The organism is Paenibacillus rhizoryzae, assembly GCF_059686995.1.
Window position 1 is genome coordinate 251,046 of the sequence record NZ_JCAALT010000005.1, and the last position, 21,730, is coordinate 272,775.

Sequence of the window (21,730 nt, forward strand, 5' to 3'; positions counted from 1 at the left end):
ACTACTCTTTATGGTGCTTATACTTCAACTCGCGGCAAATAACGTATTTAGAAATCGCGGATCGGACAAAATGATCGGGTTGTACGACTTTACGGATAAAATCCGGAAGATACGAATCGAACTTCACTTCCATAACCGTAAGCGGACCGGAAATGGCTTCCTCCAGAGCCAGATTACCGTCGAACAAATCAATCGTATTCACTCCCGTGGATACTCTTTTATCAAAGGTGACCCGGACATTCCCGTGCGGATAAATATATGCTTCACGCGTATAGTCTACAATTACAGTCGGACGAAATGCGCGATTCGCGACTGCTTGATAGAATTGTTTGCATAACGCATTGTCTTTCTCGAGAAGAAATAGAGGATCCCCAGCTAATAGAGAATCGTATTCTTTACGACTTAATGCTGCGCCTTCTTTGGCAATATAATCGCCGAATTTGCTTTTACGTTCCAACGTGATCCGATTGTCTTGTCCATTATAAATACGAATGCGATACTTGTCCCGTTTAAATAAGCCGTTGTTCTTGTCATAAAGCGAATGATCCTGGAAGCCGTCGAAGTACAGGCTTCTTATCCCGTACCCCTCGCCATCCAGCGAGTATTCATCCATTTTCATGATATTGGTCAGCCTATGTCGAAGAGTCAAATATTCATGTAAATGGATATAATACTTGTACTCATTCCGAAGCTTCTGGCCTTGAAATTCCATTATTTCACCTCGAATTGCCTAATTCCGTAGTAAGTTAGGCCTTCTCCATCATCATATCTATCGAAGGAGATTTGCGTATTTCCCTTGCTGTCTCTCGCGATGACTTTCCAGTAATAGACGTTCGGGGATAAACCGGCAACGAGCGTGGAAGTCTTCACGAGTCCTTTTTGTGTTTTAACGATTTGTTTAAATTCAGGGTCCAGCGCGATACTAATCTCGTAGGTCAAATCATCGCCTTGGAAATCATAAGATAAGCCCCATGAGAACTGCTGCTGATCCCCATCCTTTTGCACATCATCAAGATAGAACGGCTTAGGCTTCTCCAAATCCTCCTGGAAAAGCTTGATTCCCTTCTCAGGTACGTTTACAATGTCGAGCATTTCTTGCGCTAATTCCGCTTTCGTCCCCGGCAAATAATTTTGGTCCGGTGCCTGGTTTAGGAAAGGATTGACCTCATCGCGATACAGCTCCAATTGTTTCGTAATGCTGTCCTTGTTAATGTATTTGCTGTGAATCTCGTCGATCTTCTCCTTCAGTAATTGAACATGCTTCTCCGAACGGAAGAATCGATTGTGAAGCACACTTCCCCAATAGTTGCTTAGACCAGCTTGATAGTCGCTGATACTTTTCAGGTTGCGTTGTACTCCCCAGCCTCCATCATAGTCCCAAGGGAGAAAATACCACTTATCCGTATTCAACGGAGAATACAGGTAGAAGTTATTAGCATCCGTATCCATATTATCCGTTAGAATATTTACGGCGAGCCATGTCAGATAATTATCCAAATCGAAATGTTTGGCCATGACCTCGTCGATCGGCATTGACATATTATTGACATCGTCAAGCATCGCAAGCAGCTTGTCGTGGTCTTCGCGGCCCTTGATCTCAAGATGACTTTCAAACGCTTTCTTATCATAGGTTGGATCTGTTTTTGATTTTAGATATTCCGGGTACTGGAAGAACTCGAAGAATGCGATTTTGTACAATTGCCCATAAGGATCCAGCCAATGCGATTTGAGGAACATTTCATTCGGCTGCTCAATCTGGGTATAGAGCCCGTAATCTTGAAATGCAGAACCAGCTCCGGATAAATCCTTCACGTACAAATGAACGAACTGTGTCCGCAAGCTTGTTAGGTTGGGGATCTTCTCCATCAGGTCAAAGCTTAATTTATTCAGAACACGCGTTAAATCGTATGAATGTTTGTTCAGGTTCAGCGTACGCTGGTCTTCCCATAATCCTGCTTCATCCGTTAAGCGAATCTTATAGGACTTCTGCGAAGCATAACGAGCGGTATTACCGCGAAGGCTGATGCTGGCGTTTGCTTTCTCTTGTCCGTATCCGAACATTCCCGGAGCAGGTCCCGTGCCGTTGGCGTTACCTTCTTGCATAATAACCTTCATGCTTTCTTCGCTGTAACGATCCGTCATCCTATTCAAGCCGTACCAATCCACTTTCGCAGCTTTCTTCGACTTATCTTGTAATACCGTGATATACACCGTCTTGATGGAATCATCAATATCTCGATCGTACAAACGTTTGTCTTCCACAAGCTTTGTTTCATTCGCAGTCGGCGCTGCAACGACATTCTGCTCCGTCGATTCAACCGGTTCGTTGGCCGCATCAGAGCATCCCGCTAAGATCGAGGCAGACAGAACGATGACGCTGGCGATAGCACCTGATTTCCCTGCAAGACGCGCGAACATCGAGGATTTGGAACGCCTATGAATCGGTTGCGTGCAGAACGTATAATAATCGATATTACGTAATACATACAATATTCTGGCGATGGCCGCGAGCAGCGCAATAAGCGAAGCAAGAAGCATCCCCAGCCCGTCGCTATCTAGTTTAATAGACACATAGGTGAGTGCTGCATTTAAGAAAACGAACAACGAGCTAATCACAAGAACGCCTTTCCGATCATCGAAGTACATCAAGATATGCAGGAACACGAACATAATGATGAAAAGGAAGTAACCTAGAACCAATAGATTGAATGCATCTACCTGGGCAATCGAAAAACCAATTTGCGGAAGAAACTTCATTCCCACTGCAATTGAGATGATTGTGAAAAACAGCTGCACTTCCATAAGAAAGCTGATTTCCTGCATTAATGTCCTTTGCATTTCGACTTTCGCACGCTTCATATCCTGATACGTTCCGCCCTCGATTACTTGTTTGTAGTAGATTCGGAATTTCTCATAGAACGAAGTCTCCACGGATACAACGAAAGTAACCAATGTAGGCACTACCGATAGAAAAGCATAAAATACCGGCAAATCGTAAAAAGTGGAAACTCTAAACCCTTCTTGGACCGTATTCCCTTCACTGGAGAACCAGTATACGAAACTATGAATGTAAATACCGGAGTAAAAGAACGTACCGATGAAGAAGAGAGAAGGATACTTCTTCAAATAAGTTACAAACTCAAAAAACAATCGGCCTTGACTCCTTGGAAATATCTGCTCAAAGTGTCGGGACGACATCGTAGCAATAAGCAGGAAGCCGATATCGATAGCCGATAATGCGGCAGTCGTTGCATTCAAATCCGTGTAAGACAACAGAACCCAACCGCTAACCAGAGAGGCGACTACGCCAATCGCAAAACTCCGAACGATACGCGTATAATCCTTTAAAGCGGATAAGTAAACGGCTTGTATCCAAACGACGATAAGCTCCATAAAAAACAAATAGGCGACGAGCTTATATCCGAACGTGGCCGAGACCGATTGCAGAAATAAATAGGCAACAATGGCTCCGACTGGCAAAGAAATAATTAACGCCCCATAATACGAAGACAACAAATGATTGTATTTCTTCTGAAAAATCATATCCGCGATAAATCGGGTCAACAGGAGCGAAATACCGCTAGTTATGATGATGGAGAAAATAAAGCAATATTGCACGGTAGCAATATACAGCTCCCAATCCAAGAAAGTACCGTTGTTATAATCCATCATCCTTTGCAGCGAAATGATGAGGATTATGCTAAGAATCATCGGACCAATAGTCGTCAATGCCGAGAACGCATAGGCCTTAACGTTGTTAATCAGTCCTTGCTCGCGGAATAATTTTCTTAACTCAAAGCCGATTCCGGCCATCGTTTTCCCTCCCCTAAAGCCGAGTACAGCTGTTTGTAGCTGGCAATAACTTCTTGATGCTTATAATAAATCGATACGCGTTCAAGCGCGTTTCTACCCATTTCTTCACGAAGGGCTTTGCTCTTGCACAGCTTAATAATATTTAGCGCGAGCGGTTCGTAATTCATTACCGGAGATACCAAACCAGCTAGTCCGATACCATCATTAACGCCGTTTAAGAGCTCTTTACAACTTCCCACATTCGTCGTTACGAACGGTTTGCCGCAGGCCATGCCTTCCAATACCGCCAGAGGTTGTCCTTCACTTATGCTCGTCAAGAGCAAGATATCCATTTGACCCAAGTAGTCCTTAACCTGGACTTCCCCGGTAAACAATACATCTTGTACACCAAGTGCCTCTACTAGTTGCAAACACTCCTGATAATACGGCTCATCTTCTTCAGTTGGCCCCATAATGATAAGCTCCGCTTTGGGAATTTCCTGTTTAACCAGGGCAAAGCTTTGAATCATCGTTTTAATATCTTTAATAGGAACAACCCTGACAACTGCCCCTATTCGAATAATGTCATCTTCCGGCGCTTGTTTGATATTCGCGAATGTATCAATATTGACACCGTTTGGTATTATGCTGATTTTGGACGCATCACAACCTAATTCAACCTGAATTTCTTTATTGCGATTAAATAACGTAATGACTTTATCGGCAGACTGGTATACGCATCCGGAAAGTGTATAGAAATATTCAATCCAAAGGTCTTTGAAGTATCCTTTCACCCAATCTGCCTTAATGATTTCCTCTTCTCGTTCCCTGGAGTAGATCCCGTGTTCGGTCAGAACCAGCGGCGCTCCGTGTAGATGCTTAGCTAAAGCTCCGATTACTCCTGCGTATCCTGTTGATACGCTGTGATAAATATCCGCTTTCGGAATATCATGCCTAATCGTTAGAAATAGAGGTAAAATCATCGATCTAACGGTCCAGAACATTTCAGTAAACGGTACTAGCGAATATTGGTTCCGACACAATTGTTCCAAGATGTCGAAATAATCCTTACTGGATAAGAAATCGGCTGCAATGTGAAATTTCTTCGTGCGAAGTACATCAAATAAGTGACGCCATACGACTTCTCCACCGCCAAGCAAGGAACGAATACTTTGCGTTTGTTCCGCGGTAAGCCGAAAACGTTGCCCCCAGCTTCCCTCTTCATCTAAGTAGGCATCCAGAAATACTTCCTTGATCTCGACGACGTTAGCAGGCAATTTGTACTTGTATATCCCCTTTTGCTTGCTTTGCGCGCCGATAGCATAAATAACGAATTCGTGTTCCGGCATTTGATTGATTACACTGTGAATCCAGCTGGATACCCCGCCTGTAATATAGGGATATGATCCTTCGGCTATCATACATATTCTCATCGTTGTTAACCGTCCAGTCTAATTTCGAATTTTGATTTACTAGCCTTAACTAAGAACGTATTATCATCAATTTTGGTTACGACGCAAGACTTTGTCTTTAATATCGATTTCTTAGTTCGCATGATGAAATAATTATCGGATTGGAAATTAGAGATCGTGCCTTTAATCGAATCCCCTTCACGAGCCCATGTCACGGAAGCGTTCAATACTTTCTCCATGTCTATCGCTGCTTCGGCCGCCGTCTGCGCGCGTAACCATGGATAAGTCTTTTGAACCCGTTTCATCTTCTCCGAGAATCCTTCATAAAGCTTCGACCACGTTAGATTCATGTTGCGATCTTCCGAAATGACGTCATCCGGATGCACGAAGTGCGAGAATACCCCAAGTGTAGTTATGCCATTCGCTTCTATCCAACGCCCTATCGCGTTATCCACGTAACCTGACGTCATACGAGGATATTCGATAATGCCGTCCTTAGCAACTTCGTACTCTTGGATGTAGGACATATTGGTAGCATCTTCTTCATAGATCGAAGAGATCACGGTTAAATTAGGCCATGCTTTCTTTAATGCTTTACGTCCTTCCGCATCCATCTCATTGGACGGAGGAACGTACGAAACGATATCATACTTAGGGAACGCATTGTTCGCGTATGCTAAAGCTACCTTTATTGACGCGCTCATCTCGTCTATACTTTTCCATACCTTGTAACCGTAATTATCGGCAATCACTTGATTTGTTTGCAGAGATTGATGGTTGTATCCGTGTATTCCGATTTCGCCACCGCTCTTCATAACCTCTCGCCCATAGGAAATAAGATTGTACCTCTCCTCGTCAATCGGCGAGCTGAAATTGCCCGAAACTTGGTCATTGTAGGACTGAATTAATACCGCCGTATATTTCAGTCCTGTTTTTGTTGCCGTCTTCAACATATCCGGCCACCAAATATCATGGTAAAACCTTGGTATGTCTCGATGGTATTCATCATAGATGGAAGGCAAATTGCCTTTTCTTATGGGAGCCGGAAAATCGTCGATAAACATAAGCTCCGCGTTAAACACCGGATAAATAAAATCCGTTTCTAACAGACTAAGCGCGCCGGCAAAGATGCCTCTATTGATTTTTTCGATAAGCAGCGTTCCATTAAGCACCATAAATGCGCCCTTACCATAATTGCTTCTCCATAACAGCGGAAGACCTGACGCGCTTGTCGCAAGAATTTCGGACGAATCATCGAGTTCAACAACATTAGACTCGTTGAGGACAAAAGGAGTGCCCACTGCCAAACCCTCTTCTCCGATCAGAACATTCGAAGTCAATTTTATGCCATCAACTTGAATGGAGTCGCTGCTTGAAGTAATTCCGATTTTACGGTAGATCTGGAAGAAAGCCTCGTCCTGCTCGATCGTTCTCGCAAACATGATGTAACCTCCGTTGTGCACAAAAGTAGACAACATGTTCGTATCCCCGAGCTCGCTCAGAGAGAAATTAGTGATGATCGCCACGGAACAGCCATCTAGATCTAAGGATTGCTGCGCGATATTCGTGCTGACTGATTTCTTCTTCATATACTGCAGAGTGCGCAGTATATTGTTATTTACTTTTACGCTGCCGGCATCTCTGTCATCATAAACGACGCAATAGGCTGGGCCGCTAAATGAGACTGGCGTGCTCGGATTTTGGTTCAATATGCGATGGTTTTCTACCAAATGAGTGTTTTTGCTAAATTGCAAAATATATTGCGAGCGAGATATCTGAATGGCAATGGCCAGCAAGATAATTGCGATCAGCATGATATATACATTTCGTTTTAAATAAAAGCTTTTCCTCATTTCATGCTCCTTCAGACCAGAACCTTACTAGAGTCAGTGCACGATTAGAAAGTCGAAGCGGCGACCTTTTCAGTTGTTCAAGAGTCTCCATCATCTTCCTGTATGACTTCATGTAAAAATAAACTTCCATCAAGACAAGAAAGGCTTCCTCGTTTTGCGGATACCTCGCAAAATAGAGCAAGGCAGTTTGTTCCGCTTCGATTAATTTATTGACTTCCAACTCGGCCCGAACCTTCTCAAGATATGCGGTTTCATTATCGGCTGCAACCGCAATAAGGTTCTCCAACACCATGATGTAAGTAAATTTATGCTTCCGCAAGGTTTTGTCATCCAAGAAACCGCTTCTCATATAAGAATGCAGCACGTCCGCATACTCCCGTAGAATGACCGGATCTGTTTTATTGGACTCATACTGTACGGTCAGATCCTGCAGCGCCAGCATCAGCTTGCGTTTCAGTTCCATAACCGCGCTGACCGCATAATGCGAGGTTTCCGTATCCTCATTGCCTACCGCGATTTGTAAGATGTCCATATATTGAATCGAGTCTTTTTTGAGCACGTTAATCATAACCGATCTGCGATCCATATGATCGCTGACGAGTAACGCTTCCTCAATGGATACGACGTTAGTTTCCTTCTCTGCTTCCATTCTGGAATATATCCCCACCTGATGGACTTCGGGCTCATCATGAAACTCGAAAATCTGTTTTAGAGCTTCGTCATCCTTCTGCCGAGACCAACTTTTCGGCCAAAAGATAGGAAATAACCACCCTACTACAGGCAGTGCACTCACGATGAACCATCTAAGAAGCCATTCCTGTATCGTGCACGAATAAATAATCCGAATCGCAATTGCTGAAAGGATGACATAGAGTACAAAGATCAGTTCAAGCATAAACAACGTCCTCTTCTACCAAAGTCAAAGCGATATTCTTATCTGCAAACCGCTTAAACACGTTTTCGACATCACTAAGTGCTGTATTTGACATTAGAATCCAAACTTCGCCATTACGTCCAATACCGATATAATCAGTCTCTCTTAGCAGCTTTGATATTTCCGACGACTTGTCCACATTCTCTCCACGGTATGAGAGAAGCAGGTAGTTGATCCGATGTTTTTCTTTGGCAAGCTTCTTGCTTTCTAGAATTGAAGCGAATACTTCTTTATTCAACACCGTGGTACCTTCCACATAACGACTGCTCTCAGTCGCTTCCACATAAGAGAAGGCACGTGATAAAGCCGATGACACGAGTTCTACGGTAACCTTAAACAAATTCTGATGATACAACGAAAACTTCTCGAACTGAACGCCGTCGATGCAAATGACAGCCACCGTTTCTCCACCGTTCTGTATTGGCGCAGACATGAGTGGAATTCCATCATATAGTTCCTTGTTAATATGAATCGCACCTTCAGCAAACATCTTTTTAAGATAGTCGAAATCCTCAACCTTTATCGATTTCGTTAATCTTGTTTCACCGCCGATCGAATGTGCGACGAGCCTCAAATAGTTACGATAATTGTTAACCGTATAGATTGAAACGGCATCTGTTCCCATAATTGACTCAATGACGCTAACTGTGGAATTAAATATTTCCTCCGGCTCCAGGCTATCCAATTCTTTCGTGATCGAATAGATTTTTCCGAAACTATCGCCGCTATTCTGAATTCTCTGTTGAAGTTCGTCCTTAACTTCTCTGACTTCCGTGTATACCCCGTTCAAAAACTCGTACTTATCTGAGATCTCCTCGATCTTATGTACTTGGGACGAAATGACCCCGTTCTTCCTTTCAATGGCATAACCGACTACAAGTCCGATGAACAAATAAACAGCAGATTGAAAGAAAAAGTCCGTATCGTAAAGCAATGAAATAAGTTCCCGGCCATCTATTAGTTTCTGATAGAGCAAGAGACCAATCGATAGCGCAGAGGCGGTAATGGACTGCCGGTTGCCATACATAATGCCAATAATCGTGATATAGAATACCTTCATATCAATAAAATTGTAAGTCTGATCAAAATTGCTTAACCCTAACCAAGCGATCAAGGCAAAAGCAAGCAAATTTTCAGCATATGGTTTTAGCTTTTTAGCCATGTTGTGATTTGCTGCAGACTCCGTCTTTTTGACCTCTGCCTCAATTGGTTTTTTTGAACGATTCTCTAAAAACCATTTGTAGGTTTTGCTAATTCCCTCTTGAAAACGATAAAGCGGAGCCCAATCCAGGTCGTTGTTTACCCTAGCATTATCAAGTGCCGAATGTTTAATATCGCCTGGTCGGTCCCCGATATATGCCGCGGTAGTCCCTTCGTGCAAGCTCTCTATATGACCTGCGAGTTCATTAACAGAGCATTGTGTGTTCGTGGATAGATTATACACACCTTGAAGTGCTGAATACGAAGCCCGATATATGGCATCTGCCACGTCTTCAACATAAATAAAATCACGCGTTTGTTCTCCATCGCCATTAATCGTTAATGTTTTACCCGCCAGTGCGTTCTCCATGAAAATGGAAATAACGCCGCCTTCTCCGATATGAGCCTGACGTGGTCCATATACGTTAGAAAACCGAAACACAACGGTTTCCAGTCCATAAAGCTGACTCCATTTCAAGCAATATTCTTCACCTACGTGTTTACTGATTCCATAGGGAGAAATCGGATCACATTTGGCGTTTTCCTTTATCGGCAGATCATCATTCATTCCGTACACCGCTGCGGAAGATGCGAATACAAATTTATTCACGTCGTACTTATTTGCCAGAGACAACATATTAACAAGACCCAAAACATTGGACTGAGTATCCAATCTTGGATTGTTAATAGATTCGGTAACGTTAATTTGAGCAGCAAGATGCACGACCGCATCGAATTGGTTCGAACGGAATATTTCTTCGCATTTCTTATCTTCTACCGACAACCGATAGCCCTTATGTTTGAAATTCACATTCTGGACGGTGCCAGTAGTCAGGTTGTCTATGATGTAAACCTCATAGCCTTCCTTATAAAAGCGATCCGCGACATGAGATCCTATGAAACCGTAACCACCAGTTATCAAAACCTTCATATTTACCACCTCATCCAATCCTTAGTCGAATTATATTAAGTTTTGTCAAGTTTCGGTGAACCGATTACTAATATTAGCACACATAGTAAAGATATACTATATTCCCAAACACGAAAACGGGACTATGGAACTATAAATATAAATAAAATCTTCACAAAATAAAAAGATGACATAAACTCCAAGGAATGGAGTTTATGTCATCTTTTGAGTATTTAAATATTCCTGCTTGTTCACCTACAGTTTACAGTAAAGTGTACGTCGGAGCCTTGCCCTCTCTCAAGATCTGATCGGAAGTACTGTCGCTTCTCATAAATACGATACTGATTGTATTTCCCTTAGAAATTCCCAGATCACTTAGTTGAATGCGAGCTTCGATCACGGTTGCCGTGACCACATAGTTCGGCGTTCCTTTATAATCAGTCATCTTCGACCATGCCCAGTCCGTTCCCGAACCGCTGTACCGATACAAAGTTCCATTTTCAATCATGTAATCTGCTCCAACGATACTGTTATTCTTCAATTGATACCCTGTATCGCTGCGAATGTCGCTGTTAATATAGAACTGGCCTTTTGATGTAAGCTGCTCACCTTGTACAAGCAAGTACAAACTCGAATCCTGGTTATACAATTTTAACGATTTGGCCATCAGTGCCCCAGTCCCTGCAATCGCAATCCCATTCCAATCATCGGCCTTCCCATCCATTAAGATATTAACGGCAGGAGCTGGGGTTGGTTCCGGGGTTGGTTCCGGGGTTGGTTCCGGGGTTGGTTCCGGTGTTGGTGTTGGTGTTGGTGTTGATGTTGAATCAAAAGTCAGTGCAGCAGCCTCCAGAAGACTACCTGTAGCCGGTAGTTTGACAGTCTTCGAATCGTTCCATACGTATCCGATTTTGAGTGTCGAATCTTTGGCCACACCCAGATCGGCGAAAGGTATTTCGATCACAAGGAGGTTGCTCGATACAACAAATCGAGGAGTTCCCTTATACTGCTGTACTTTAGTCCAGGACCAATTGGTTCCCGACTTCTCTGCGTAACGATATAACGTACCGTTCTCCAATAAAAATTCCGCTCCGCTGTCCGTCCAATAAGGAGCCGCGAAACCAGTACTCTTGTTACTATCGGTATTAATGAAAATTTGACTTTTGCTATCAAGGCTCGTTCCACTGATCGAAATATTCAATCCTGTTTTTCCTTTAAATGCCTTAAGCTGCTTAGCATTCCCCGTCCCTGCTGCTAGTACGGGAACTTTGTTCCAGTCGATGCTTTCCTCAATTACAGTCGGTTTATCCGGTACGATCGGGACAAATTCTGTCGCCCCAATATCAATAGTTTGTCCTTGAATTCTAGCCATACCATTCCAATCGACAGGGCTGCTAGGCAGGTATTGTTGAGAACCCTTGTCGATCCCCAAGGAACCCGCTGTCAACTTGATATCCAGGTTTGCTTTGTCCATAAATAGAGGATCAGTGAAGGAGGAATCGGTATCGTTACCTGTTGCCGTCTTATAGGTGCTCCAAGAAGTATAAGTGATTCCATCCCATTTCCACTGCGTTGTGGCAGCCCCATTCGGATTATAATACAGGTTGAAATTCACTATATTCCCCGAGCCCGTTTTATTAACTTTATTAATAGATATCTTCTGCGAGTTGTTGTAGATAATATTATTGGCTATGACGTTATTCGTATTATTGCTTTGTAAAGTAATCTCGCCATAACCTTGCTTTAGCGTATCATTCTCAACGAACGTATTGTTGTATATCTTATTTAGAGTTGCTCCGCCATTCGAGGAACTTGCCCCTCCCAACAACAATCCTGCGCCATAATTATGGTGAATGAAGTTATTCTGCACTGTAATATTGGTGGTTGCTTTTCCTAGCTTCTCACTGGCTAATTCAATGCCGAAATCATTGCCGTATATAACATTGCGTTCGATCGTGATGTTCATCGCGCCATCAGCGTATATGCCTCCCGCAGCGTGAACGTTCGAGCCGTAAGCTATGTTAGTGGAAGAATCGATACCGTAAACCGTATTTCCCGCTACCATGCCATTACGCACTTGATCCATGCAGTTTGAACATGCATTATAAAACCCGGCTAATTCAATGCCAATATTGTTATTATTATAAACCTTATTGTTTGTTATCGAGAATCCGTCGATATTGCCGCTTAACGTCAGCGACTCGCTCCAGCCTGTAACGAGATTATGAATCTCATTATTTTGAATGAGGAGACCGGTAAGTGGAGTCGATGTGTTTCCTAATACATGTATGCCATGGGCGTTCCCCGAAGTTGAAGTGTTCTTGATATCATGAACATTATTGTTTAGTAACTGAATGTTGCTTCCGCCATTCTTGATTCGTATTCCAGCAGGGTCTAGTGAATTGGTTGATACGGATAGATTTCGAATTTCAAATCCGTTGATCCTCACATAGTTAGCATTCGACAGCAACCATAGTGCTTGATTTCCTGCGGACGCAATCAAACCCGAACCATCTATGATAGGCGTTTCATTCGTATAATTCTGAAAAGTAACATACCCCGTAGAATTGCCGGACACATTAACAGACACAAACTCGGAATATACGCCCCCTCTAACGAATACCGTATCTCCCGGAAGTACTGAGTTTGCTGCTTTCTGAATCGTCCTCCAAGGCGCGTCTAAAGTACCCGGATTACTGTCGTTCCCTGTCGTAGCCACGTAAAACGTTCGCGCATCGGCATAAACTTTCGTTGCGAATCCAAAATTAAACAACAAGCTAACAATAAGAAGGGTGATCAGACTGTAGAATGGAAGATGATTCACTTTGTGGCCTTGTATTCTTCTTTTGACAGCCATCATTGGACAGTACTCCCTCTCTGACCGAAAAAAAAAGACACCCTAAGTTCGGTATCTGTAAAAGCACGATATCGTAACTTCGGTAACTGGCTGGCTTTTTTGCAGCATGCTGCAAACGAAGCCCCTATAGCTTTGCGTCACTTGGTTTCCCAAGTTATGCCTTTTCGGTTGTATTTTCTTCAATATACGACTAAATCCGACCCTTGTCCATAGACTAAAGAGCAATAAACCTATTGAAATCAAAAAACATGAGTAAATACGACTGAATTCTATCAAATACAGCAAGAAATCTTCGCTAGTACAATAGAAGCCACTTCCATTGTACTAGAGAAGATTTCCTATTTTCTATTCACCAGATCAGTGGAATGCTGTGTTACGTGTTACTCATTCAAATAAATCGTTGCCCGGTTCTGCAGCTGCTTCGCCGCTTCCTCAGCCGACTTGCGGCCCTCGAAAAATGCCGTCGCTTCTTCCTTCACCATAGTCATAACGGCGTTATCTTCGCCGCTGTAACGTTTGATGCGCGGGATCATATCCACGATCTTCTTGATGTCCGCATCCGTCATTGTAGGAGGCGTAACTTCCCCTTCAGGACTGGACATCTTCATGTTGCCGCTCGTCAACATCTTCATCGATTCCTCGACCTGCTTTGCCGTCATATCCTTGCGCACCGAGAAGCCAAACATGCCCGGCGTCCCCTGCATCTCCGCAGAGAGCAAATATTTCATGAATTCCCAAGCTTCCTTCTTCGCGCCGGACTTCGCATTCAGGGCAAGCATAAGATCGCTATCAAACGTCATGCCCTTCGCTTCACCGCCGGATGGGGTTTGGAAAACCTCGCCGCCTCCATCGCCCTGGAACATCATCTGCGGGAGCATCACCAGTTCCATCGGCATCATTAGATTCATATGACCAAACGATTGCTGACCGGGGCCAACCATTTGATCGTTGATCAATCCATCGTCGTACAAGCTCTTCAGGTTCTCCAGCATCGCCGCAAAATCGCCCGAATCAAACGATGCTTTCTTCCCTGCCGTATCCACATAATGCTCATAGCTCGACTCGACCATCAGCTTCAGCAGCTGTTCCTTCGTCATGCCTGTCAAAGCGTAACGATCCGGCTTGCCATCACCGTCCTCGTCCTTCGCGATCTTGTGAGAAATGTCCGTAAAATCCGCCCATGTCCATTTGCTGTCGTCGACTTTAACGCCTGCTTGCGTAAGATCCGCATGACTGCCGAGCATAATATCCAGCGAGAATTTCACCGGCATAGCCGCCTGTTTTCCTTCGCTAGTAGTCACCGCATCCATAATGCCCTCGTAGTAATCCTGAATGTTAAACGTTTTGTCGTCCTTCATCAGCGATCGAAGATCGGTCAGCAGACCTTTCTCCGCGTATTTGTTGAACGGTAAATCCTGCACCGAAATAATGTCGGCGCCTTTGCCTGACATCAGCTCCGTATTGACGGTGCTTACGAATTTCTCTACATCCGCCGGGTTCTCCTCCCCGCCTATTACTTTCGTGACCATTTTACCCATCTCCGGCGTTGCAATGGCAGCATGAATCTGAATATCGATATCCGGATGCGATTTCTCGAACTGCTTCTCCGCCGTTTCCAGAAACCGGTCATTCTTCAGGACGGAGATGGAAACGACCATTTTGCCGTCCTTGGTTTTGACGGCGGGCTGCTCCCCTTCCGCATTTCCGCCATTGCCGCTTGAGCAAGCCGATAGCGCCGTCACCAGCGCCAAGCTGACACAGCCGGTTTTGATTGCTTTCATCTTCTTGGCTGACTTCATCTTCATCGTTAACACTCCTAATGATTAATGGGATTATTTCATTCGGACACGCTGGCCTTCGCTCAGCGGTTCACTCATCTCCTCGATGATCCGCTCATCAGGCATGATGCCGTCCATAATTTCGGTATTCGTTTCATCCGAATCGCCAATCGTGACCGCAGCCTTCTCGGCGGTGAACACGCTCCCGAGCGGCCCCTTCTTCTCCTTGACGGTCCATACGAAATAACCATCGCTGCCTTGATGCACAGTACCGCTCGCCAGGATTATCCCGCCGATTTTCCCGGTCTTTTTCACCGACAGCTTCACTTGATCCCCAAGCATGAGCTCCTGCCCGGTGAGCTTGATTGTCAATTTTTTACGTTCTTCGGTATCGCCGGAGCCGCCCGGTGCACTCCCGCTCTCGGCATCCCCGATGTCTTCGACAGTCCCTTTCACCATCTTCCACCTTTCGCCGCTAACAACGGAAAGTGAAACGGCTTCGCCGACGCGCAGCTTGTCCGCATCTTCGGCATCTTCAGTGAAGCTGAAAACAAGTCCCTTGCTCACATCTGCAAGGACCGCAACAGCCTGCCCCCGCGGCGAAGGCAGTCCTTCTGTCGCCTCGAGCTTGGTGACAATGCCGTTGAACGGTGCCCTGACAGCGCTGGCGTTCCCAATCGAATCGCGCATCGTCTCCAGCTTGCGCCGCTGAATGTCCAGGTCGTATTCCGCAATCTCCAGTTCGCGCTTCAGATCGCGGACCGCGGACTGATTGTCCTGCCGCAGCGCGTCTACAACTTGCTCCCGCTGCTTCTCCATCCGCAACCTCGCCTGCGAATACCGCGTTTCTTCATCCTCCAGATTCCGCTTGGCCTCTGTCGTATCGTAAGAAATCAGCAGCTGCCCCTTCTTCACGGCTTCGCCTTCTTCAACATGAATTTTCGTCACGTCGCCGTCGCCTTCCGCGAACAGTTCCTCCGTTTTCTCCGCTTCCAGCTCGCCTTCACCGGCAATCGTACGCTCCAGCTGGCCGAATTCCGGCTCCGTCACCGTCACTTTGGGCAAAGCAAGACCGGCGATCGTATTCGAGAAGAACGTGAGCACAGCCAGCCCTCCAAAGAAGAGAAGCAGTACGATACCCATCAGGCGTTTACGCCGCTTTAAGCGGTTATCGTCCAGCATCGTGGACATTCTCTTCAACTCCTACACATTTGGTTTGATCCAGCTTGAACCTGCAGCCTCCCGAGCATTTTATGCGATCCTGCTAGCCCTTCAGTCCGGAGAGCTGAATACCGGCAATCAGGTCATTTTCGCCATAGAGAAAAATAAACAGCATAGGCGCCATATAGAGCGCGGAAGCGGCAAACGCAATGCCCTGCTCCCCCTCCCGAACCCGGGACAAATACACCGAAAGCGGCTGTTTGACCGCGTCCGTCAGCATAATGAGCGGCTGCTCGACCATGTTCCAATTGTCGATGAAGAGCAGAATAACCAGCGCCGCAAGCCCGGGTCTGCACATGGGCAGCACGATGCGGAAGAACAGCTGCGCATGACCCGCACCGTCCATTTTGCCTGCTTCCACATAAGCGGTCGGAATTTGCAGCATAAACTGCCTGAGCAGAAATACGCCAAACGCCGAGAAGATGCCCGGCCAAATAATTGCGCCGAAGCTGTTCAACATACCCAGCCGGTCTGCGACGATATAGTTAGGCACCAGCGTTACTTGGAACGGCATCAGCATCGTAATGAGATAAAGGAAGAACAGCTTGTCACGACCGGCAAATTGCAGCTTGCCCAGGGCGTATGCCGCCAGTGCGGCGACAAGCGTTTGCCCCGCGATAATCGGCACCGTCATCACGACCGCATTCCAGAACATAAACAGAAACTGCGGCTTTCGGAATAGCGCTTCCTTGTACTGCTCCATCGTCACCCGATCCGGAATCAGCTTGAGCACGGCGAACTGATCCGCCTTCGAACCGGACGAGCCTGATTCGCTGTCCGTGCTTGGCAGCAGAATGCCGTAAGCGCCGGTAATTTCATCCTCCGACATGAAGGAGTTGCTAATCGTAAACACAAGCGGGAACAGCATGCCCGCAGCGATTAAGCAGAGCATGAGGGTGAGGATGATTTTGGCCATAACGCGCGGCTTCTCCTTCATTCCATCCGCCTCCTCAGCGCCCGCTCCAGCCGGAATACAACCGCCACAAAGACCGTGATCGCAAGCGCCATCAGGTAAGCGGCCGAAGTCAGCTTCTGGTAATCCAGCGATAAGAACATGTTGTTCATGTAATGCTGCAGCATGTAGATGCTGTCATTGGGATATTCTCCTGCGATCAAGTACGTCTCGCGGAACACTTTGAACGAGCCGATGACCGACATGATGAAGACGAAGAATGCCGTCGGCGTTAAGTACACAAGCGTAATATTGCGCAGCTTCCACCACCGTCCCGCGCCTTCCACCGATGCGGCTTCGTAGTAATCCTCGGGAATATTTTGCAAACCAGCTAGGTAAAGTACCATGTTGTACCCCGTGTTCTTCCACAGATAAACCAGCAATACAACGGCTCTCGCAGTTCCCGAACCCATCCAGTCCTTCGTGGCCAGCCCATGATCGTGCAAATATGCATTCAGGAAACCGTTGCTGTCGAACAGAATCTGCCAAAGCATGACGATGGACGCGACCGGAACGACAAGCGGCATCACATAGAACGTCCGCAGCCAGTTTCGGGCATACACGTCTCGCATGAGCAGCAGCGCCAGTAGAAGCGACAATACCATCAGCAGCGGAACGCTCACGGCCGTGAATAACGCGGTATTGGACGCCGCCTTGCGAAATGAGCTGCTCTCCAGCAGCTCCGCATAATTGGAGAGGCCGACGAAGCTGCCGTTTACCGGACTGTCTACCAGCGAATAGTAGCATCCTGCCGCGAACGGAATCAGGAAGAATAGCCCGAAGCCGATCAGACTCGGCGCGAGGAAGACGACCGCCGCACTGCTGTCTCGCTGCAGCAAGCGATTGAATTTCATAACAACCTCCTATACGATAGTGGGAGCGAATGCAATTGTTTCAGGCGGGCAGAAAATCGATTTCGGGATCCTTTTCTGCTCGTTTTAAGATAAAGAACGGCGGGAACCGTTTCTTCTCACTTGTAACTGTAAAAGCGCGATGTGACAGCTGTGTGACAATGAAGGAGGAAACGGTATTGTGAGCGGAAATGTACTATTGGTCGAGGACGAGCCACTTATGCGGCAGCTCATTGTCGATTATTTGCATGGGGAAAATATTACGGTTATCGAGGCGGCCAATGGCGAGGAGGCGCTGCTTCGGTTCGCGGAAGAATCGGTAGCGCTCGTCATCTTGGACATTATGATGCCGAAGCTGGACGGCTACAGCGTTTGCCGCTCCATTCGAGAACGGTCGAATGTGATGATTGTTATGCTGACGGCGCGGTCAGCCGAAGACGACAAGCTTCTCGGCTACGATCTTGGCGCGGATGATTACATGACGAAGCCGTTCAGCCCGAAGGAGCTGACTGCAAAAGTCAAAGCGCTGCTGAAACGGGCTGAACTTCTAGCCGCGGCTTCTGTATCGGGGGCCGGGGATGGGATCAATGCCGATCTGATTACGCTGGATGGGCTGACAATCAAAGAGGCTTCCCACGAAGTGAAGGTCGATGGCGAAGAGCTCACGCTCTCGCCGAAGGAATACGATTTGCTGCTCTATATGTATCGCAACCGGAACATCGTGCTCACGCGGGATATGCTGCTGAATTATGTGTGGGGCTTCGATTATTTTGGCGATGCGCGCACCGTCGACACCCATATTAAGCGTCTGCGGCAGAAGCTCGGGAGCAAGGCGGAGCTGATCTGTACCGTGCGCGGCAACGGCTATCAGTTCAAGGTGAAACGATGAAGCGCGGGCGGAGTGTTGCGTTTAAGCTGTTTACCGTCACGACGATTGTGTTTATCGCGTTCATCACGCTCATTATGGTGCTGCAGCTTTTCTTCTTCGAGAGCTACTATGAACGGCAGAAAATCAAGGCGATTAAGCGTGAATTCACGGAACTTCGGGACAAGTATGTCGTGGTGGGAGACAAGCCTCCTACAGGAACCGATGCGGAGAATCCCGGGACGAATACAGCAGTGCCGGTGCCTGAATCGGAGACGGGCTCCGCGTCAGATTCAACGTCAATGACAGCCCCGGCCGAAGGCGGTAATGGCGCGACTTTCGAGAAGTTCATAGGGGATTTCCGAATGCCGTTACCGGCAGGAATTTCGGGAGAAATGACCTCCGGGGGAACCGGATTGCCGCTGTATTTCTCCCCCTTCGAGAACCGGTACTTCGCGTTGACCGCAAAGTTTGAGTTTGATGAAGAGGGCATCAAGGCGATTGCAATCGGTGCCGGCCAGCAGCAAAGACGAATATTTATTAGCACTGATCAGCTAAACGGCGACGTGATGCGGATGATTCAAAATCCGGTCTCGCAAGAGCAGGTAGATAATTTGATGACAGGCGTCGTCCAATGGCTGCAAGATCCGGACAAGGTGAATCAGGTGTTCGACAGAGGCGAAACCGTCGTTTATCGCAGTCAAGGATTCGGCCCGATGAACATCGGCAATAACCAGCTCATTGCAGCAGCTGCACTGCCTCCCGTTGACGGCGCTCGCCAAGTGCTGTTTGCGGTCTCTTCTTTGCAGCCGGTTAGCGATGCCGGGACGGTCATCAAAGAATTTTATCTGTATTTCTACGGGCTCGCCATCGTGCTCATCCTGCTGTTGTCCTTCCTCTACTCAGGCATGATTACGAAACCCCTGCGCAAGCTGAATCAGGTTGCGCTGCGACTCTCGAAGCTGGATTTCTCGGTGAAAAGCGGCATTAAGCGCAACGACGAGATCGGCAGCCTGTCGCAGACGTTTGATTTTCTCTCGGATAATTTGCAGCATGCGCTCGGCGAGCTTCAAGCGGCGAATGTGCAGCTCAAGGAAGAGTTCGAGAAAGAAAAGCAGCTGGAAGCGATGCGTCGCGAATTCGTTGCAGGCGTTTCCCACGAGCTCAAGACGCCGATCAGTCTCATCAGCGGTTACGCTGAAGGTTTGCGCGATGGGATCGGGGGTCCCGAGAAGCGCGAGCAGTATCTCGGCGTCATTATGGACGAGACCAGCCGGATGTCCGGTCTTGTCAACGATATGCTGGATTTGGCGCAGCTGGAATCCGGCAAATACCGGCTCGTGAGCGGCAGCTTCGACCTGCGGGCATGCGCGAATGCGTTCCTTCAGCGGCACGCGGAGCCGCTGGAGCGCAAGGCGATCGCGTTGAACGCCCTGCTGCCGGAGGGGCCGGCTGAACTGCCGGCCTACGGGGATCGGTTCAGGCTGGAGCAGGTGCTGGCGAACCTCATGAGCAACGCTATCCGACACACCATGGAAGGCGGAGTGATCGAGCTGCGCATTGTTGAGGAGCCGGATCGTTGGCTGCTCTCGCTCTGGAATGAAGGCGAAGCGATACCGGAAGCCGAGCTGAAGCGCATATGGGAGCAATTTTACCGCACCGATCACTCGCGCAGCCGCGAGCTCGGCGGAACCGGAATCGGGCTTGCCATCGTGAAGCATATTTTGCTGCTGCACGGCAGCGCGTTCGGCGTGCGCAACCATGACGGCGGCGTGGAATTCTACTTCACCGTGGCAAAGACGGAGAATGACACAGGCGAGGCCTAGAAAGACCAGCGTAACGATACTCAGTTGATTATGCTGAAGGTTGTTTCTGTCATCGTTAAGATGATGGAGGCAGCCTTTTTTTCTGCGATCTTCAGCGTGCAATAGTGGTTTCTGGACAATGTGAGGTACTAAGTACCTCTCTTCACCATGCAATGCTGGTTCCTGGACAATGTGAGGTACTGAGTAACTCTCATTAGCGTGCAATAGTGATTTCTGAACATTGTAAGGTGCTAGGTACCGCTCCTCAGCGAGTAAAGTAACTTATGTAGAGGTCCACATTGGGGGATATTCGAGAAAATGCGAGAATATGTAGATCACGTAGGGATCTACTGTAGCGTGTAATCAGGGAAATGAGAGAAAGTAGATCACCTAGGGATCTACTTTAGCTTGAAATCAGGGAAATGAGAGAAAGTAGATCACCTAGGGATCTACTTTAGCGTGAAATCAGGGAAATGAGAGAAAGTAGATCACCTAGGGATCTACTTTAGCGTGAAATCAGAAAAATGCGAGAATGTAGATCACCCAGGGATCTACATTAGTGTGTAATCAGGGAAGTGAGAGAATGTAGATCACGTAGGGATCTACATTAGCATGTTCTCAAGAAAAAAAGAGAAAGTAGATCGCCTAGGGATCTACTTTCTCTTCATAATGCCGGCCTCACAACATCCGGGCGCAAGACTAGATCCACCCATTCTTCTCCGCAATCCCAATCGCATCGATGCGGTTCTTCGCCTCCAGCTTCTGGATCGCTTCGGACAAATAGTTGCGAACCGTGCCTGCGGAGAGGAACAGCTGCCCCGCGATGTCGCCGGCGGTCAGCCCCGATGCCGCAAGACGCAGCACCTCCTGCTCCCGTTCCGTGAGCGGATTCTCCGTCTCCCAGAACGAAAGCGCAAGCTCCGGACTAACCGAGCGGCCGCCATGCGACACGGTGCGAAGCGCTGCGCCAAGCTCGTCGATCGGGGAATCCTTGAGTAGAAATCCGCGCGCCCCCGCCCTCATCGCCCGCTGGAAATACCCCGAGCGGGAGAAGGTCGTCAGGATGACCACCCGGCACGGGTGACCCAGCTCCTTCAGCTTCTCCGCTACATCAAGGCCGCTCATCTCCGGCATCTCAATGTCCATGACGCATAGGTCGGGAGACAGCTCGCGGATCATATCCAGCGCTTGTTTGCCGTTCTCCGCCTGACCGATGACCTCGAAGTCATCCTCCAAATCCAGCAATGCACTCAGCGCACCGCGAAGCATGCCTTGGTCTTCAGCCACTACGATCTTCACC

General features: G+C 47.3%; 14 protein-coding genes and 1 riboswitch. Of the genes, 2 read left to right on the forward strand and 12 right to left on the reverse strand.

Annotated features, from left to right (window positions below):
* Position 1: 1 nt before the first annotated feature.
* The 11 genes from AC6ESO_RS16695 to AC6ESO_RS16745 form a co-directional block, all read right to left on the reverse strand.
* Complete coding sequence (locus tag AC6ESO_RS16695; RefSeq protein WP_497092332.1) at positions 2–712, reverse strand: polyphosphate polymerase domain-containing protein; 711 nt, start codon at positions 710–712, stop codon at positions 2–4.
* Complete coding sequence (gene pelG / locus AC6ESO_RS16700) at positions 712–3,813, reverse strand: exopolysaccharide Pel transporter PelG (protein WP_497092333.1); 3,102 nt, start codon at positions 3,811–3,813, stop codon at positions 712–714. Before pelG ends, AC6ESO_RS16695 begins: the two co-directional genes overlap by 1 nt.
* Positions 3,789–5,213: a GT4 family glycosyltransferase PelF gene (gene pelF, locus AC6ESO_RS16705; RefSeq protein ID WP_497092334.1), complete on the reverse strand. Its 1,425-nt coding sequence runs from the start codon at positions 5,211–5,213 to the stop codon at positions 3,789–3,791. Before pelF ends, pelG begins: the two co-directional genes overlap by 25 nt.
* Before the next feature lie 17 nt (positions 5,214–5,230).
* Complete coding sequence (locus AC6ESO_RS16710; RefSeq protein WP_497092335.1) at positions 5,231–7,057, reverse strand: DUF2194 domain-containing protein; 1,827 nt, start codon at positions 7,055–7,057, stop codon at positions 5,231–5,233.
* 1 nt (position 7,058) lies between these two features.
* A complete protein-coding gene (locus AC6ESO_RS16715) occupies positions 7,059–7,706 on the reverse strand; it encodes a hypothetical protein (protein WP_497092336.1) in 648 nt (215 codons plus the stop codon).
* Positions 7,707–7,944: 238 nt separating this feature from the next.
* Positions 7,945–10,122: an NAD-dependent epimerase/dehydratase family protein gene (locus AC6ESO_RS16720; RefSeq protein ID WP_497092337.1), complete on the reverse strand. Its 2,178-nt coding sequence runs from the start codon at positions 10,120–10,122 to the stop codon at positions 7,945–7,947.
* Between the two features lie 241 nt (positions 10,123–10,363).
* Complete coding sequence (locus AC6ESO_RS16725; RefSeq protein ID WP_497092338.1) at positions 10,364–12,961, reverse strand: right-handed parallel beta-helix repeat-containing protein; 2,598 nt, start codon at positions 12,959–12,961, stop codon at positions 10,364–10,366.
* Positions 12,962–13,036: 75 nt separating this feature from the next.
* Positions 13,037–13,129: riboswitch (cyclic di-GMP riboswitch) on the reverse strand.
* 209 nt (positions 13,130–13,338) lie between these two features.
* Entirely contained in the window at positions 13,339–14,763 is a 1,425-nt protein-coding gene (locus AC6ESO_RS16730; RefSeq protein WP_497092339.1) for an ABC transporter substrate-binding protein, read from the reverse strand.
* A gap of 27 nt (positions 14,764–14,790) precedes the next feature.
* Positions 14,791–15,927, reverse strand: coding sequence for an efflux RND transporter periplasmic adaptor subunit (locus AC6ESO_RS16735; protein WP_497092340.1), 1,137 nt, complete (start codon positions 15,925–15,927; stop codon positions 14,791–14,793).
* A gap of 73 nt (positions 15,928–16,000) precedes the next feature.
* Positions 16,001–16,894 (reverse strand): carbohydrate ABC transporter permease, encoded by an 894-nt coding sequence (locus AC6ESO_RS16740; protein ID WP_497092341.1) that lies wholly within the window; start codon positions 16,892–16,894, stop codon positions 16,001–16,003.
* Positions 16,891–17,763 (reverse strand): carbohydrate ABC transporter permease, encoded by an 873-nt coding sequence (locus AC6ESO_RS16745; RefSeq protein ID WP_497092342.1) that lies wholly within the window; start codon positions 17,761–17,763, stop codon positions 16,891–16,893. Before AC6ESO_RS16745 ends, AC6ESO_RS16740 begins: the two co-directional genes overlap by 4 nt.
* Before the next feature lie 178 nt (positions 17,764–17,941).
* Here AC6ESO_RS16745 and AC6ESO_RS16750 point away from each other — a divergent pair, with 178 nt between their 5' ends.
* Positions 17,942–18,649: a response regulator transcription factor gene (locus AC6ESO_RS16750; protein WP_497092343.1), complete on the forward strand. Its 708-nt coding sequence runs from the start codon at positions 17,942–17,944 to the stop codon at positions 18,647–18,649.
* Positions 18,646–20,451, forward strand: coding sequence for a sensor histidine kinase (locus AC6ESO_RS16755; protein WP_497092344.1), 1,806 nt, complete (start codon positions 18,646–18,648; stop codon positions 20,449–20,451). The genes AC6ESO_RS16750 and AC6ESO_RS16755 overlap by 4 nt, the downstream gene beginning before the upstream one ends.
* Positions 20,452–21,129: 678 nt before the next feature.
* Here the strand turns inward: AC6ESO_RS16755 and AC6ESO_RS16760 are convergent.
* Entirely contained in the window at positions 21,130–21,729 is a 600-nt protein-coding gene (locus AC6ESO_RS16760; protein WP_497092345.1) for a response regulator transcription factor, read from the reverse strand.
* Position 21,730 lies beyond the last annotated feature (1 nt).